Origin of the sequence: Enterobacter sp. V89_11 (assembly GCF_029967775.1) — a bacterium.
GTDB lineage: Bacteria > Pseudomonadota > Gammaproteobacteria > Enterobacterales > Enterobacteriaceae > Enterobacter > Enterobacter ludwigii.
Window position 1 is genome coordinate 96,544 of sequence record NZ_JASCAN010000025.1, and the last position, 14,453, is coordinate 110,996.

A 14,453-nucleotide genomic window follows, 5' to 3' on the forward strand; every position below is an offset into this window, starting at 1 on the left:
CCGGGATTAATGACCCGGGAAAGGCACCAGGCTGTAGCTGGTAATGCCCTGTTTTTCCAGGCGCTGTTCGCCACCCAGGTCAAACAGGTTAATGATGAATGCCGCGTCGGTCACTTCACCACCCAGACGACGGATCAGCTTCACGGTCGCTTCAATCGTGCCGCCGGTCGCCAGCAGATCGTCAACCACCAGCACTTTATCGCCAGGCTTGATCGCATCAACGTGGATTTCCAGCTGATCGGTGCCGTACTCCAGTTCGTAGCTCTCTGCGATGGTTTCACGCGGCAGTTTGCGCGGTTTACGCACCGGCACAAAGCCAACACCCATTGCCAGCGCGACCGGCGCGCCAAACAGGAATCCACGGGCTTCGGTACCCACTACTTTGGTGATCCCGGCGTTTTTATAACGCTCGACCAGCAGTTCAATGCTGAGCGCGTACGCTTTCGGGTCTTCCAGCAAGCTGGTGACATCACGGAAAAGAATGCCAGGCTTTGGATAGTCCTGGATACTTTTGATGCTGTTTTTCAGATATTCAAGCTGCTGTGCAGTTGCGGTCATCGGTTTGTGCCTAAATGAAACAGTGTTACTCACAGCGCGCAACGAGTCGGCCAGGGTAACAATTGTTTAACCTTTGACCAGGCGCAGCTGTGCTCGAAAACGGTCGAATTTACTGGCTGCGCGCAATAATTGCAACAGCCATTATAAGGCTTCAGTGCTTTTGTTGCTTTTCATCAACCACGGGGATCCGCCACATAAAGAAAAGCAGACAGGCGAGGATCGTCAGCAACAGAATGCGCACCCACATCATTTTCACCAGCCATAATGAAATGGCAAAGGTAATCAGGATCACCGCGATCGCACGCGGCTTCGCACCGGGCGGCATTGCCCGATGTTTTTGCCAGTGGCGCAAATAGCCGCCAAACCAGGAGCGGTACAGCAGCCAGTGGTGAAAGCGCGGCGATGAACGGGCGAAGCACCAGGCTGCCAGCAGGATAAAAGGCGTGGTGGGCAATAAGGGCAAAACCAAGCCCAGCGTGCCTAACACTACCGCGAGCCAGCCAATGATGATTAAAATAGTACGCTGCATAATGCGAATCGTTATCAAACTGAACGGCTACTTTACCACTGGAGAGCGTATTGAAAACAGCCCTGCTTCTGGAGACGCTGCAAAATCAGCTGTCCACCCTGCGCGCGCAGGCTACGCCGTTAATGGGGCATGCTACGCTGAAGCCGCGCTTTGACCGGCAGCTTTTTCGTACCCGCAGCACGCGCATCCAGGATTATGTTGCTGAGGCGCAGATGAATCTTGATGAGTTGCGCCATGCGGTTGAGAACAATCAACAGCAACAGGTCGCCTGGCTTGCGGAACATCTCACCGAGCAGATCACCGCCCTGCACCGTGAAATGACCGCCTGGCCGCTACGCGTCTGGGACAGCGCGTCGCCGGGTCTCGGTAAATGGCAACGCAAGCGGCTGGAGAACCAGGAGTTTGCACGCCGTCTGTTTGAGATGAAGCGGGAGCGGGAAACGCGCCTGAACGCAAGCGAGACGCTGGAAGAGCAGCAGTTATTAATGCGAGAGATTAGCGCCCTCGAGGGCCGCATCGTTCGTTGCCGTCAGGCACTGGATGAAATTGAACGCGTCATTGAACGTCTGACCCGTTAACAGGAGCCGTAAATGTCACTGGAAAATGCACCCGATGAGGTCAAGCTGGCCGTCGATTTGATTATGCTGCTGGAGAATCATGACATCCCTGCTCAGACGGTGCTGAAAGCACTTGCGATAGTGAAGACGGATTTTGAAGGCAAGGTGAAGGCCAGTCGCCTTCACCCTGACCCTCTCCCACCGGGAGAGGGAACCTGAATTACGCCGGGGTAGGATCGTCACCCTGAATCTCGCGCTTCACTTCCGTATGCTCATCACCTTTCTCGTTACGCAGGTGAACTTCAAGCTGGTTGAAGGCGATATTAATGTTGTTTTCACGGCACAGACGATCGATAGTGCGGTTCAGCTCATCCACGGTGTAGCTGCGATCGCGCAGCTCACGCACGTATAACCGCAGCTCGTGATCCAGCGTGCTCGGCCCAAAGGTGGTGAAGAACACATCTGGGGCGGGCTCGTGCATCACCTTAGGATGCGATTTCGCGGCTTTTAACAACACCTCTTTCACTTTATCCAGATCGGAGCCGTAGGCCACACCCAGTCGAATGACGACGCGCGTTGTGGTGTCGGAGAGCGACCAGTTGATCAGTCGCTCGGTGACGAACGCTTTGTTCGGGATGATCACCTCTTTGCGATCGAAGTCGGTGATGGTGGTGGCACGAATACGGATCTTGCTGACCGTTCCCGAGAAGGTGCCGATGGTGACGGTATCACCGATACGTACCGGACGTTCGAACAGGATGATCAGGCCGGAAACAAAGTTACCGAAGATCTCCTGCAAGCCAAAACCGAGACCGACAGAGAGCGCGGCCGCCAGCCACTGCAGCTTATCCCACGAGACGCCAAGCGATCCAAAGACCGTCATCGCCCCGACAATAATAATGACGTAGTTGAGGATGGTGGTGATGGCATACGACGCCCCCTGACGCAGGTTCAGACGCGACAGCACCAGTACTTCAAGCAGGCCTGGCAGGTTTCGAATCAACGCCCAGGCTACCACTGACGACACCAGGGCAAAGAGCAGGCTGCCCATGGTCACGCTTTTCATTACCGCGGCGCCCGCTTCGGTGCCGTTGTATTGCCAGAGGGTGATACTGTCGAGGTAGGCGAAGACGGTGATTAAATCAGACCAGATCGCCCAGAACATCACCGCAAACAGCGCGATCATCACCAGCATGGTGATACGCAGTGTCTGCTGGTTCACCTGCTCCAGCGCGATGGTTGGCTCTTCCTGTGGCTCCGCGCCTTCGGCCCCCTCCTTCACCTGATGCTGGCGACGCGCGATGGCACGACGATAAGCGATGCGGCGAGCCGCCACGCTCAGGCCGCGCAGTACGGTCTGATAAAGCAGGTTCCAGACGATCACCAGATAGACGGTTTCAATCCAGCGTCCGGACAGGCGCAACGTGGTATAGAAGTACCCCGTCGCCGTGAGCACCATCAGTGCCAGCGGAATAATCGCCAGTACCGTCACGGTGGCCAGACGAATGTTATGAGACTCTTTATCCCGCCAGCTGTCGCGGCACATCGGCCACATCAGGATGGCAATGAGCAGCAGGTTCAGCAAAATAACCAGCTGGCCCATGACATCGTCCATCAGGTGCAGCGGAGACAGCTCAGCGACGACGGACCAGAAGTGCAGCGGCAACAGCGCCAGGCTGACGCGTACAATCTGACGACGCCAGTGGCTGGTCAGTTGCGCAGGCATGTTGAAATGACGCACCGCAACGCCGTCTTTTTCCAGCACTTTCCAGCACACGCCAAACACCAGCCAGAACAGGGCCAGTTTTTTACTGAACGCCCACAGCAGGTCGCTGATGTTGAGCTGCATCGTCAGCAGGATAAGCCCCACCGCCAGAATAATCAGGCAGACCGGCAGCGCGCGGATCAGATCGATCAGAATCGCTTTTGGCGTGTGCAGCTGACTGTCGTTACGCAGTTGCCCCACTTCAGACGCCAGCTTATCCTGGTATTTCTTCAGCCAGCCCAGACGCCAGCGGATCAGGCCGGCAATCAGCAGCAGCGGGAGCCCCGCCAGGAAGGCAATCATCACCGCAGGCCAGGCTTTCTCCCAGTTTACGGTGATTTTCATGCTCTTAATCTGCGCCTTCAGCGTTTCAGGGAAGGATTTAATCCAGTCCCAGTCCATCGGCTTATTGCTGTTAACCCAGAAAATCTGCTGGGTCAGGATCTCCTGCAGACTTTTCGACACGCTCACCAGCTGTTGCTGGTTGATCTGCAGGTTAATCGCCATCATCAGCTGGTTGCCGAGCTGTTTGTTGAGCTGGTCGAGCAGCTCGCGGCGCATATCCACAACCTGCAGCAGAGCGTCGTGAACTTCCGGGTTCACTTCACTGGAATGGCCTTCTTCCAATTTGGCGACAAACGTATCGCTCTGGAAAAGGGCGTCGCGCTGCTGGTTCACATCGAATTGTTCCAGACGCAAATCCGCAATGCGGTTGGTCATGTCCTCGAGCTCATCGGCGGACGGCAGCGTCTGCTGTTGCTGGTAGAGAATACGCGACAGCAGCAGGCTGCCTTTCAGAACCGCAATCTGCTCTTTAATGTTGCGTTCAGCCTGCAGCGCGCGGTCCAGCCAGTTTTTCACTCTGATATTTTGCTGAACCAGCGAGTTACCGCTTTCTGTTGCCAGTATCAGGCGCTGGCTCAGCTGATGGTTAGCCTCGAGCTCCTGTTTCACCAGCGGGTTCGCCTGAATGCGGGCAGTTTCGTCCGGTGAGACGGCTTCCTGAGCCGTTTTCTCCGTCAGCGTAAGGCGCTTACTGTTAACCGCCTCCTGCAACAGCTGAAGCTGATGTTCCAGACGATTAATGTTCGCCGTTACGTAGTCGCGCTGCTTCTGGAGCGTATCCTGCAGCACCGTATTCCCTTCCAGGCTTTTACGCTGCTGTTCGATTTGCGCATTCAGTAAGGCCTGCTGCACCAGCAGCAGCGTTTGCTGCGTTGGGCGCAGGGTGCCTTCGCCAACCGACGTACCGTTCAGACGGTTGCGGATCTGCTGCAGCTGCTGAGAGGCGGCGTACATCGCATTTTGCACGCGCTCGGGCTGGGTTTGCAGGGAGACAAGCTGGCTGTTGTACGTGCCGAGATCGGACTGCGCCGTTTGCAGATCGTCGAGCAGCTGTGCGACGCGCGATTCCAGCTGACGCAATGACAGGGTCGCGAGCGTTTTACGGGTTTCGTCGTCATTATCCACATCGCTCAGGGCATTCAGCGATTCCGTGGCCTTACGCATGTTTTCAGGCGCCTGCGCCACTTTCTGCCGAAGCTGTGTGGTTTCCGCTTTAACACGCTCAATTTTATCAAGCGTTTCCAGCGTCTCCGTCAGATCCTGCTGAACGAGCTTATCCAGAGCAGAGAGATCTTTTTGTTTATTCAGGGTGTCGAGTTGCGACTGAACATCACTGCGTGAAGGGATGTCATTGTTGTTATCGGCGCGGGCCCAGGAAAGCGGTGCCGTTGCGAAGAAAAACAGCGTCGCCAATAAAAATACAAGAACAGGATGTTGCGAGCGATTGGTGTGCAGCATAGTTGTGAATGATGTCAGAAGATGACCGAAAATAGTCCGGCGTGCAGGATATCACGCTCGCCTGAAGCAGAATAGCGCGAACGTGAGCCTCTAAGAGAAATCCTGGAATCGCGTCAGGCTGTTAGCGAGCCTGACTTGCCATGCAGCGTCGGGGAGAGCTGGCACATCTCCAGGAAAATAGCCACATAGCTGCGGGCTTCGTTCTTCAGGTCAAAGGAGTCCGGGGCGAAAAGCCAGTTTTCCATCAGACCGGAAATATAACTGCGCATCAGGACAGCCGCCCGTCGGGTCATTAACGTCGCCGGCAGCTGGTTCGCCTGCATGCACTGGGTGAGGACCTGTTCAATGCGATCGTAGCTTTCCAGACACAGGCTGCGCTGCGCCTGCTGGACGACCGCCATCTCTCCGACCAACTCGCATTTATGGTAGATGATTTCCATCATTAACCTGCGACGTTCTTCAACTACCGTTGCTTCAAGGATATATACTAATATTTCTCTTAATACTGAGAGTGGATCCTCGGGGAATTTTGCCCGATACTCAGTCTCAAGATCGCTAATGCTGGACTCTGAGAGTTGCCAGATTTCACTGAACAGATCTGTCTTGTCTTTAAAATGCCAGTAAATCGCTCCCCGCGTGACGCCCGCGGCCTGAGCAATCTGCGCCAGCGAGGTTGACGAAACACCCTGCTGAGAAAACAAACGCATAGCCACATCCAGAATGTGTTGTCGGGTTTCAAGCGCTTGTTGTTTGGTTTTTCGTGCCATACGTTAGTGAATTTACAGGAGTCAGATTTACATACATTTGTGAATGTATGTACCATAGCATGACGATAATATAAACGCAGCAATGGGTTTTTGGACTCAGGACCATTGATCAATTTGAAATCGGACACTCGAGGTTTACATATGAACAAAAACAGAGGGTTAACGCCTCTGGCGGTCGTTCTGATGCTCTCAGGCAGCTTAGCGCTAACAGGATGTGACGACAAACAGGCTCAACAAGGAGCTCAGCAGGTGCCAGAAGTTGGCGTGGTGACGCTCAAGTCCGAACCTCTCCAGATAACGACAGAACTACCGGGCCGTACCAGCGCATACCGCATCGCAGAAGTGCGTCCTCAGGTGAGTGGTATCATCCTGAAACGTAACTTCACCGAGGGTGGTGAAGTGAAAGCTGGCGAGTCTCTGTATCAGATTGATCCGGCAACCTACCAGGCCTCCTATGAGAGCGCGAAAGGCGATCTGGCGAAAGCAGAAGCTGCAGCCAAAATCTCCCAACTGACGCTGAACCGTTACAAAAAACTGCTCGGTACCAAGTACATCAGTCAACAGGATTATGACACTGCCCTGTCTGATGCACAGCAGACCAACGCCGCCGTGATTGCCGCGAAAGCTGCAGTGGAAACAGCGCGTATCAACCTCGCCTATACCAAAGTGACCTCCCCAATCAGCGGTCGCATCGGTAAATCTTCCGTCACGGAAGGGGCGCTGGTGCAGAACGGTCAGACCAACGCGTTGGCCACCGTGCAGCAGCTTGATCCGATTTACGTCGACGTGACCCAGTCCAGCAACGATTTCCTGCGCCTGAAACAAGAGCTGGCAAACGGCACGCTGAAGCAGGAAAACGGTAAAGCCAAAGTGGAGCTCGTGACCAATGACGGTATCAAGTTCCCGCAGGCAGGCACACTGGAATTCTCCGATGTGACGGTCGACCAAACCACCGGTTCCATCACCTTACGTGCGATTTTCCCGAACCCGGATAAGACACTCTTACCTGGTATGTTCGTTCGCGCGCGTCTGGAAGAAGGCACCAACCCAACCGCACTTCTGGTGCCTCAGCAGGGTGTCACCCGTACGCCACGTGGCGACGCGAGTGCACTGGTTGTCGGGGCTGATGACAAAGTCGAAACGCGCAACATCACTGCCACGCAGGCGATTGGCGATAAATGGCTGGTGACGGAAGGTCTGAAAGATGGCGATCGCGTGATTATTACTGGTTTGCAAAAAGTTCGTCCTGGCGCGCAGGTCAAAGCACAGGAAGTGAAATCTGACGATAAACAACAAGCTTCGGCCGCTGGCCAGTCAGAACAAACCAAGTCTTAACTTAAACAGGAGCCGTTAAGACATGCCTAATTTCTTTATCGATCGCCCCATATTTGCATGGGTGATCGCCATAATCATCATGCTGGCTGGGGGACTTGCGATCCTGAAGCTGCCTGTCGCGCAATATCCAACGATTGCGCCACCGGCGGTAACAATTTCCGCAACCTACCCCGGGGCTGATGCAAAAACGGTGCAGGACACCGTGACACAGGTTATCGAACAGAACATGAACGGTATCGATAACCTGATGTACATGTCCTCAAACAGTGACTCAACCGGTACGGTACAGATCACCCTGACCTTCCAGTCAGGAACTGATGCTGACATCGCGCAGGTTCAGGTCCAGAACAAACTGCAGCTCGCCATGCCGTTGCTGCCACAAGAAGTACAACAGCAGGGTGTGAGCGTCGAGAAATCGTCCAGTAGCTTCCTGATGGTTGTTGGCGTTATCAACACCAACGGCACCATGACGCAGGAGGATATTTCCGACTACGTGGGCGCCAACATGAAGGACGCCATCAGCCGTACGTCTGGTGTGGGTGACGTTCAGCTGTTCGGTTCTCAGTACGCGATGCGTATCTGGATGGATCCGAACAAACTGAACAACTTCCAGCTGACGCCGGTGGACGTGATCAACGCCATCAAAGCGCAGAACGCCCAGGTTGCCGCCGGTCAGTTAGGCGGTACCCCGCCGGTGAAAGGCCAGCAGCTTAACGCCTCGATCATCGCACAGACCCGTCTGACCTCCGCCGATGAGTTCAGCAAAATTCTGCTGAAGGTGAATCAGGACGGTTCACAGGTTCGTCTGCGCGACGTGGCGAAAGTGGAACTGGGGGGCGAAAACTACGACATCATTGCGAAGTTTAACGGCAAGCCGGCTTCCGGTCTCGGGATCAAACTGGCGACAGGTGCTAACGCCCTGGACACCGCGACGGCTATCCGTGCGGAACTGAAGAAGATGGAACCGTTCTTCCCGTCCGGCCTGAAGATCGTTTATCCGTATGACACCACGCCGTTCGTCAAAATCTCGATTCACGAAGTGGTTAAAACCCTGGCAGAAGCGATCATCCTGGTATTCCTGGTCATGTATCTGTTCCTGCAAAACTTCCGCGCGACGCTGATCCCAACCATCGCCGTACCGGTCGTATTGCTCGGGACCTTCGCCATACTGGCCATCTTTGGCTACTCGATAAACACCCTGACGATGTTCGGGATGGTGCTCGCCATCGGCTTGCTTGTGGATGACGCCATCGTGGTGGTAGAAAACGTCGAGCGTGTCATGGCGGAAGAAGGTCTACCGCCGAAGGAAGCAACCCGTAAATCCATGGGCCAGATCCAGGGCGCGCTGGTCGGTATCGCGATGGTACTGTCTGCGGTATTTATCCCGATGGCCTTCTTCGGCGGCTCAACCGGTGCAATTTATCGTCAGTTCTCCATCACCATCGTCTCGGCGATGGCGCTGTCGGTACTGGTTGCATTGATCCTGACGCCTGCACTGTGTGCCACCATGCTGAAACCTGTTCAGAAAGGCGGTCACGGCGAGCATAAAGGGTTCTTCGGCTGGTTTAACCGCATGTTTGATAAGAGCACGCATCACTACACCGACAGCGTGGGTAACATCCTGCGCAGCACCGGTCGTTACCTGCTGCTCTATATCATCATCGTGGTGGGTATGGCCTATCTGTTCGTTCGTCTGCCAAGCTCGTTCCTGCCAGATGAAGACCAGGGCGTGTTCCTGACGATGGCACAGCTGCCGGCGGGTGCCTCGCAAGAACGTACCCAGAAGGTGCTGGATGAAGTAACGGATTACTACCTCACCAAAGAGAAAGCCAACGTTGAATCCGTGTTTGCGGTTAACGGCTTTGGCTTTGCGGGTCGTGGTCAGAACACCGGTATTGCCTTCGTTTCTCTGAAAGACTGGTCAGAACGTCCGGGCGAAGAGAACAAAGTTGAGGCGATTACTGGCCGTGCAATGGGCACGTTCTCACAGATTAAAGATGCGATGGTCTTCGCCTTTAACCTGCCAGCGATTGTTGAACTGGGGACAGCGACAGGTTTCGACTTCCAGCTGATTGACCAGGGCGGTCTGGGTCATGAAAAACTGACGCAGGCACGTAACCAGCTGTTCGGTGAAGTGGCGAAACACCCTGACCTTCTGGTCGGCGTGCGTCCTAACGGTCTGGAAGATACGCCTCAGTACAAAATCGACATCGATCAGGAGAAAGCGCAGGCACTGGGCGTTTCCATCAGTGACATCAATACCACGCTGGGCGCGGCCTGGGGCGGTAGCTACGTCAACGACTTCATCGACCGTGGTCGTGTGAAGAAAGTGTACGTGATGTCAGAAGCGCAATACCGTATGTTACCGAACGATATCAACAACTGGTACGTTCGCGGCAACAACGGTCAGATGGTGCCGTTCTCATCCTTCTCTACGTCGCATTGGGAATACGGTTCGCCGCGTCTGGAACGTTATAACGGGCTGCCATCCATGGAGATCCTGGGTCAGGCCGCACCAGGCCGAAGCACCGGTGAAGCCATGAACCTGATGGAAGAGCTGGCAGGTAAACTGCCTGCGGGTATCGGCTATGACTGGACCGGTATGTCCTACCAGGAACGTCTGTCCGGAAACCAGGCCCCTGCCCTGTACGCCATTTCACTGATTGTGGTCTTCCTGTGTCTGGCGGCACTGTATGAGAGCTGGTCGATTCCGTTCTCCGTTATGCTGGTGGTGCCACTGGGGGTTATCGGTGCGCTGCTTGCGGCAACGTTCCGTGGATTAACCAACGACGTGTACTTCCAGGTGGGCCTGCTGACAACCATTGGCTTGTCGGCGAAGAACGCGATACTTATCGTTGAATTCGCCAAAGATCTGATGGAGAAAGAAGGTAAAGGCCTGATTGAGGCGACCCTTGACGCGGTGCGTATGCGTCTGCGCCCAATCCTGATGACGTCACTGGCATTTATCCTCGGGGTAATGCCGCTGGTTATCAGTACCGGTGCGGGTTCCGGTGCACAGAACGCCGTCGGTACAGGCGTTATGGGGGGTATGGTTACCGCAACCGTACTTGCTATCTTCTTCGTTCCGGTATTCTTCGTGGTGGTTCGCCGCCGCTTTAGCCGCAAGAATGAAGATATTGAGCACAGTCATTCGGTAGAACCGCACTGATACCGGTTTCACATGATAAAAAGGCCGCATTAGCGGCCTTTTTCTTTTTCAGAAAAAAATCATAAAATAGGCTTATTGTGCTTCTATTTATTTCCTGCCGCCTACAATGACATATCATAATTAAGTGATAACGTAATCGCTGAATTCAGGATTTTTTTAATTTCATTTCCCTGCTTAAGTGATTAGGAATATTCCTAACCATATCTTCAGACAAAGAGAACTCCGGATTTGGACATCTTAGGATTGTTTACGCTAAGCCAATGAAACGTAAGGGAGCGAAAAAAGTTCCGCGTTAATCTGGATAAAAATGTTTAGCGCTGAAGGCACATTTGCGTAAAGGCTCGCAGTCAGTGCTTTTATTTGTAATTTTTCGTAATAGCGCGGTGAAATCTTGATCAGAGTGGATTATAGTTAGAGTTATCAGGAACACAGCACCCGTGCGGCTAAGTATGTTGTATCCATCCCGACATGATGTTCGGTGAGTAAGAAATCACTCAGAAGGGGATGCGCTATGGACGAGTACTCGCCAAAAAGGCATGATATCGCGCAGTTGAAATTTCTCTGCGAATCCTTGTACCATGACTGCCTTGCCAATCTTGATGAAAGTAACCATGGCTGGGTAAACGACCCAACGTCTGCCATCAATTTACAGTTAAATGAGTTGATCGAGCATATTGCAACCTTCGCACTTAATTATAAAATTAAGTACAATGAAGATAATAAGCTGATTGAGCAAATTGATGAATACCTGGATGACACCTTTATGTTGTTCAGCAGCTACGGCATTAATGCGCAAGATTTGCAGAAATGGCGTAAATCGGGCAACCGACTATTTCGTTGCTTCATCAACGTGAGCAGAGCTAACCCCGTTAGTCTTTCCTGTTAAAATTATTACAATTAGTAAGGTAAATTTATGTCTGAAAAACCACTCACAAAAATCGATTATTTGATGCGTTTGCGACGCTGTCAGTCAATAGACACGCTTGAACGTGTAATTGAAAAGAATAAATACGAGCTTTCTGATAATGAACTGGCGGTATTTTATTCAGCGGCTGACCACCGTCTTGCAGAACTGACCATGAATAAGCTGTATGACAAAATCCCAACATCCGTGTGGAGATTTGTCCGTTAATCTTTGAAGTGTGTCTGTAGAGGTTCTACGCCACTTTCTCAGCTGTATTCAACTTTCTGGCTATACCCTCCTGCCCCAGTGCAGGTCTCCGTGTAAAACGTGCTCATCCGCAATATTATTGTGATTATAGTCACAGTGGTTTTCCGGGAACGTTCCCCTGTTATCCTGTTCCGATTACCCTACGGTAAAGACGACCAGTGAGGTTCCCAATGAGCATAGAAAAGCAGAAGATGATTGCAGGTGAATATTACCGCCCTGGTGATGAAACATTACGGGCCGACCGATTACGCGCCCGACACCTGGTTCACCGTTATAACCACACTGCACCTGATGAGAAACTCGAACGCCAGAACATTCTGGCGGAACTCCTCGGGCAAAGCGAAGGGGCCTATATTGAGCCGAGCTTCCGCTGTGACTATGGATATAACATTTATCTGGGCAAAGAATTTTACGCCAATTTCGATTGCGTGATGCTGGATGTCTGCCCGATACATATTGGCGACAACTGCATGCTCGCGCCAGGGGTGCATATTTACACGGCAACCCATCCGCTGGACGCCGACGCGCGTAATAGCGGCGTGGAGTTTGGCAAGCCGGTGACCATCGGCAACAACGTCTGGATTGGTGGACGTGCGGTTATTAACCCGGGCGTTACGCTGGGTGATAATGTGGTGGTGGCCTCCGGCGCTATCGTAACGAAAGACGTCCCGGCGAATGTCGTCGTCGGCGGCAATCCGGCAACAATCATTAAACGGCTGTAAAGTGACGGGGAGTCAACTGTTATGGTCTTTTAGCGCCTGACTGTTACTTTTTTCAGCCAAATGGCTCCCCTAAAATTGGCAGACATCCTGTATTGTCAATTCTCATAAAGGCAAAAAATGACCGAGATACAGCGCCTGCTTACTGCCACCATCGACGATCTTAATCACCGCGAAAAGCGCGACAATCGCCCACGCTTTAGCATCAGCTTTATTCGCAAACATCCTGGACTGTTTGTCGCAATGTATGCCGCCTGGCTGGCGACACTGATTGTGATGCTGAAGTCCGAAACTCTGGTGGACTCCGTCTGGCTGCTTGTCATTCTGTTTGTGGTGTTTAACGCCTTTTTCTTTTTTGACGTTAATCCCCGCTACCGCTACGAAGATATCGACGTCCTTGATTTCCGGGTTTGCTATAACGGTGAATGGTACAACACGCGTTACGTGCCGCCGGAGCTGATCGAAAGCATCATGCACTCCCCCGCGGTTGAAACGGTGCAAAAAGAGAAGCTGCAGAAGATGGTATCCACCAAAGGTCAGCTCTCTTTTTATGATGTCTTTACCCTTTCCCGTCCTGCTGCTGTGTGATTAAAGCCTGTATGCGTCGGATACCCGACACAAACTGAGAAGCAGAGGTATTGCCGTAACCTAACACCAGACCGGTTTGCCCCTGCTTCGGCTCCAGGTAATACCCGCTCAGTGCAGCGGGTGCCAGCTGAAACGCCCTCGCCTGCTCGACCACTTTTTGGTCGTCGATGCCGTCTATTGCCAGCGTCAGATGCATCCCCCCTTCACCCGCCAGAATGCGATGCGGGGTATGAAGCTCGGCACTCAGCGCCTCACGCAGCTGTCGGTAGCGCTTACGGTAGAGCCGGCGCATGGCGGCAAGGTGGCGGGCATAATGTCCTTCCTCAATAAACAGCGCCAGGGTTCGCTGTTCGGCGCGATGCCCGCCACGCAGCAGCGCGCCAATGGCCGGACGGGCCGCGTTTGCCAGCACCGGGGGTAACACCATGAACCCCATTCTCAGCGACGGAAAGAGGGTTTTGCTGAAGGTACCGAGATAGACAACCGGCGCATTGTTGACCATTCCCAGCATTGCAGGCACGGGCTCACCGGAATAACGAAACTCGCTGTCGTAATCATCTTCAATAATCCAGGCGTTATGCTGCCGGGCCAGATCCAGCAGCGCCAGGCGTCGCCGCGCACTGAGCACGCTTCCGTACGGAAACTGGTGCGAAGGTGAGGTGAAAATAAGCGCAGGGGACGGCGTATCCAGCCCTTCCCAGAACATGCCTTCGTCATCAACCGGCATCCCCGTCATGACTAAGCCCGCTTTGGCAAAGGCGCTTTTAGCCCCACCATAGCCAGGATCTTCCACCCACGCGACGCTGCCGGGTTCGCTCAGCAGCATCGTGCAAAGGTTTACCCCCTCAAGCGCACCTTCGGTCATCACTATCTGACTGGCATCGCAGTCAATGCCGCGCGAAAGGGCAAGGTGGCGAGCAATGGCCGCCCGCAGCGACGGCTCTCCGGCAGGATCGCCATACCCTAACAGCGCGCTGCCCTCTTCGCGCAGAACCCGGTCGTACAAGCGCCGCCACAGCGGCAGGGGAAAGTAGTTGATGGCCGGTGTTCCCGGCGTAAATGCCGGAACCGGGGTATCACGCGGCACCGGCGCAGGCAGCGAGGCGACCCGGCTGCCGAGCGCGACGGCAGAGTCCGGCAATGCCTGAACGAGCGTACGCTGCGCCAGCTGCGCCACCCGCGTCCCCTGGCGGTTACGCAGCAGATACCCTTCGAGCGTCAGCTGTTCCAGCGCCGCATTGACGGTATTCCGTGAAAGCGAGAGCTGCTGAGCCAGCATTCGCGAACCGGGAAGCCGGCTCCCGGCGTGTAGCCGGCCGCACAGTATCGCCTCACGCAATGCATGATACAGCGCGCGCTGTAGCGTCTCTTCCCCCCGCGCTTTCAACGCGGCATTCAGCAAAGTATAAAATTCATCGCCCGGTATGTTCATCTCGCCTCCCGTGGTACCACCAAAACATAGCTGAGTGGCACTTTTTAAGGAACCAGTAAT

13 protein-coding genes are annotated in these 14,453 nt (G+C 53.9%); 8 read left to right on the forward strand and 5 right to left on the reverse strand.

Annotation, left to right across the window (positions count from 1 at the left end):
* Positions 1-6: 6 nt before the first annotated feature.
* Together apt and QLG09_RS18850 are read right to left on the reverse strand one after the other, a co-directional pair.
* Entirely contained in the window at positions 7-558 is a 552-nt protein-coding gene (gene apt / locus QLG09_RS18845) for an adenine phosphoribosyltransferase (RefSeq protein WP_000127359.1), read from the reverse strand.
* Between the two features lie 151 nt (positions 559-709).
* Positions 710-1,087: a DUF454 family protein gene (locus QLG09_RS18850; protein WP_049022494.1), complete on the reverse strand. Its 378-nt coding sequence runs from the start codon at positions 1,085-1,087 to the stop codon at positions 710-712.
* Positions 1,088-1,137: 50 nt separating this feature from the next.
* Between QLG09_RS18850 and priC the strand changes: the two genes are divergently transcribed.
* A complete protein-coding gene (priC, locus tag QLG09_RS18855) occupies positions 1,138-1,665 on the forward strand; it encodes a primosomal replication protein N'' (RefSeq protein WP_049022495.1) in 528 nt (175 codons plus the stop codon).
* Positions 1,666-1,677: 12 nt separating this feature from the next.
* Positions 1,678-1,863, forward strand: coding sequence for a pleiotropic regulatory protein RsmS (gene rsmS, locus QLG09_RS18860; RefSeq protein WP_049022496.1), 186 nt, complete (start codon positions 1,678-1,680; stop codon positions 1,861-1,863).
* Between the two features lies 1 nt (position 1,864).
* On the opposite strand, the gene mscK is transcribed toward rsmS, so the two are convergent.
* Together mscK and acrR are read right to left on the reverse strand one after the other, a co-directional pair.
* Complete coding sequence (gene mscK / locus QLG09_RS18865; RefSeq protein WP_014168907.1) at positions 1,865-5,212, reverse strand: mechanosensitive channel MscK; 3,348 nt, start codon at positions 5,210-5,212, stop codon at positions 1,865-1,867.
* 113 nt (positions 5,213-5,325) lie between these two features.
* Positions 5,326-5,979, reverse strand: coding sequence for a multidrug efflux transporter transcriptional repressor AcrR (gene acrR, locus QLG09_RS18870; protein WP_014168906.1), 654 nt, complete (start codon positions 5,977-5,979; stop codon positions 5,326-5,328).
* Between the two features lie 141 nt (positions 5,980-6,120).
* Here acrR and acrA point away from each other — a divergent pair, with 141 nt between their 5' ends.
* The 6 genes from acrA (at position 6,121) to QLG09_RS18900 (ending at position 12,961) form a co-directional block, all read left to right on the forward strand.
* Positions 6,121-7,314, forward strand: coding sequence for a multidrug efflux RND transporter periplasmic adaptor subunit AcrA (gene acrA, locus QLG09_RS18875; protein WP_020885186.1), 1,194 nt, complete (start codon positions 6,121-6,123; stop codon positions 7,312-7,314).
* A gap of 22 nt (positions 7,315-7,336) precedes the next feature.
* On the forward strand, positions 7,337-10,483 hold the full coding sequence (gene acrB / locus QLG09_RS18880) for a multidrug efflux RND transporter permease subunit AcrB (RefSeq protein WP_014168904.1): 3,147 nt from the start codon (positions 7,337-7,339) through the stop codon (positions 10,481-10,483).
* 511 nt (positions 10,484-10,994) lie between these two features.
* The gene (gene tomB / locus QLG09_RS18885) at positions 10,995-11,369 is read left to right on the forward strand and encodes an Hha toxicity modulator TomB (protein ID WP_020885187.1); all 375 of its coding nucleotides are present in this window, start codon (positions 10,995-10,997) and stop codon (positions 11,367-11,369) included.
* Positions 11,370-11,396: 27 nt separating this feature from the next.
* Positions 11,397-11,615 (forward strand): HHA domain-containing protein, encoded by a 219-nt coding sequence (locus tag QLG09_RS18890; RefSeq protein WP_014168902.1) that lies wholly within the window; start codon positions 11,397-11,399, stop codon positions 11,613-11,615.
* A 209-nt stretch (positions 11,616-11,824) separates the two neighbouring features.
* Positions 11,825-12,376 (forward strand): maltose O-acetyltransferase, encoded by a 552-nt coding sequence (maa, locus tag QLG09_RS18895; protein ID WP_282489281.1) that lies wholly within the window; start codon positions 11,825-11,827, stop codon positions 12,374-12,376.
* 117 nt (positions 12,377-12,493) lie between these two features.
* Complete coding sequence (locus QLG09_RS18900; protein ID WP_020885189.1) at positions 12,494-12,961, forward strand: YlaC family protein; 468 nt, start codon at positions 12,494-12,496, stop codon at positions 12,959-12,961.
* On the opposite strand, the gene QLG09_RS18905 is transcribed toward QLG09_RS18900, so the two are convergent.
* Positions 12,933-14,393 carry a PLP-dependent aminotransferase family protein gene (locus tag QLG09_RS18905; RefSeq protein ID WP_282489282.1) on the reverse strand — a complete coding sequence of 487 codons (1,461 nt, stop codon included), beginning with the start codon at positions 14,391-14,393 and terminating at the stop codon, positions 12,933-12,935. The genes QLG09_RS18900 and QLG09_RS18905 overlap by 29 nt on opposite strands.
* Between the last annotated feature and the right edge of the window lie 60 nt (positions 14,394-14,453).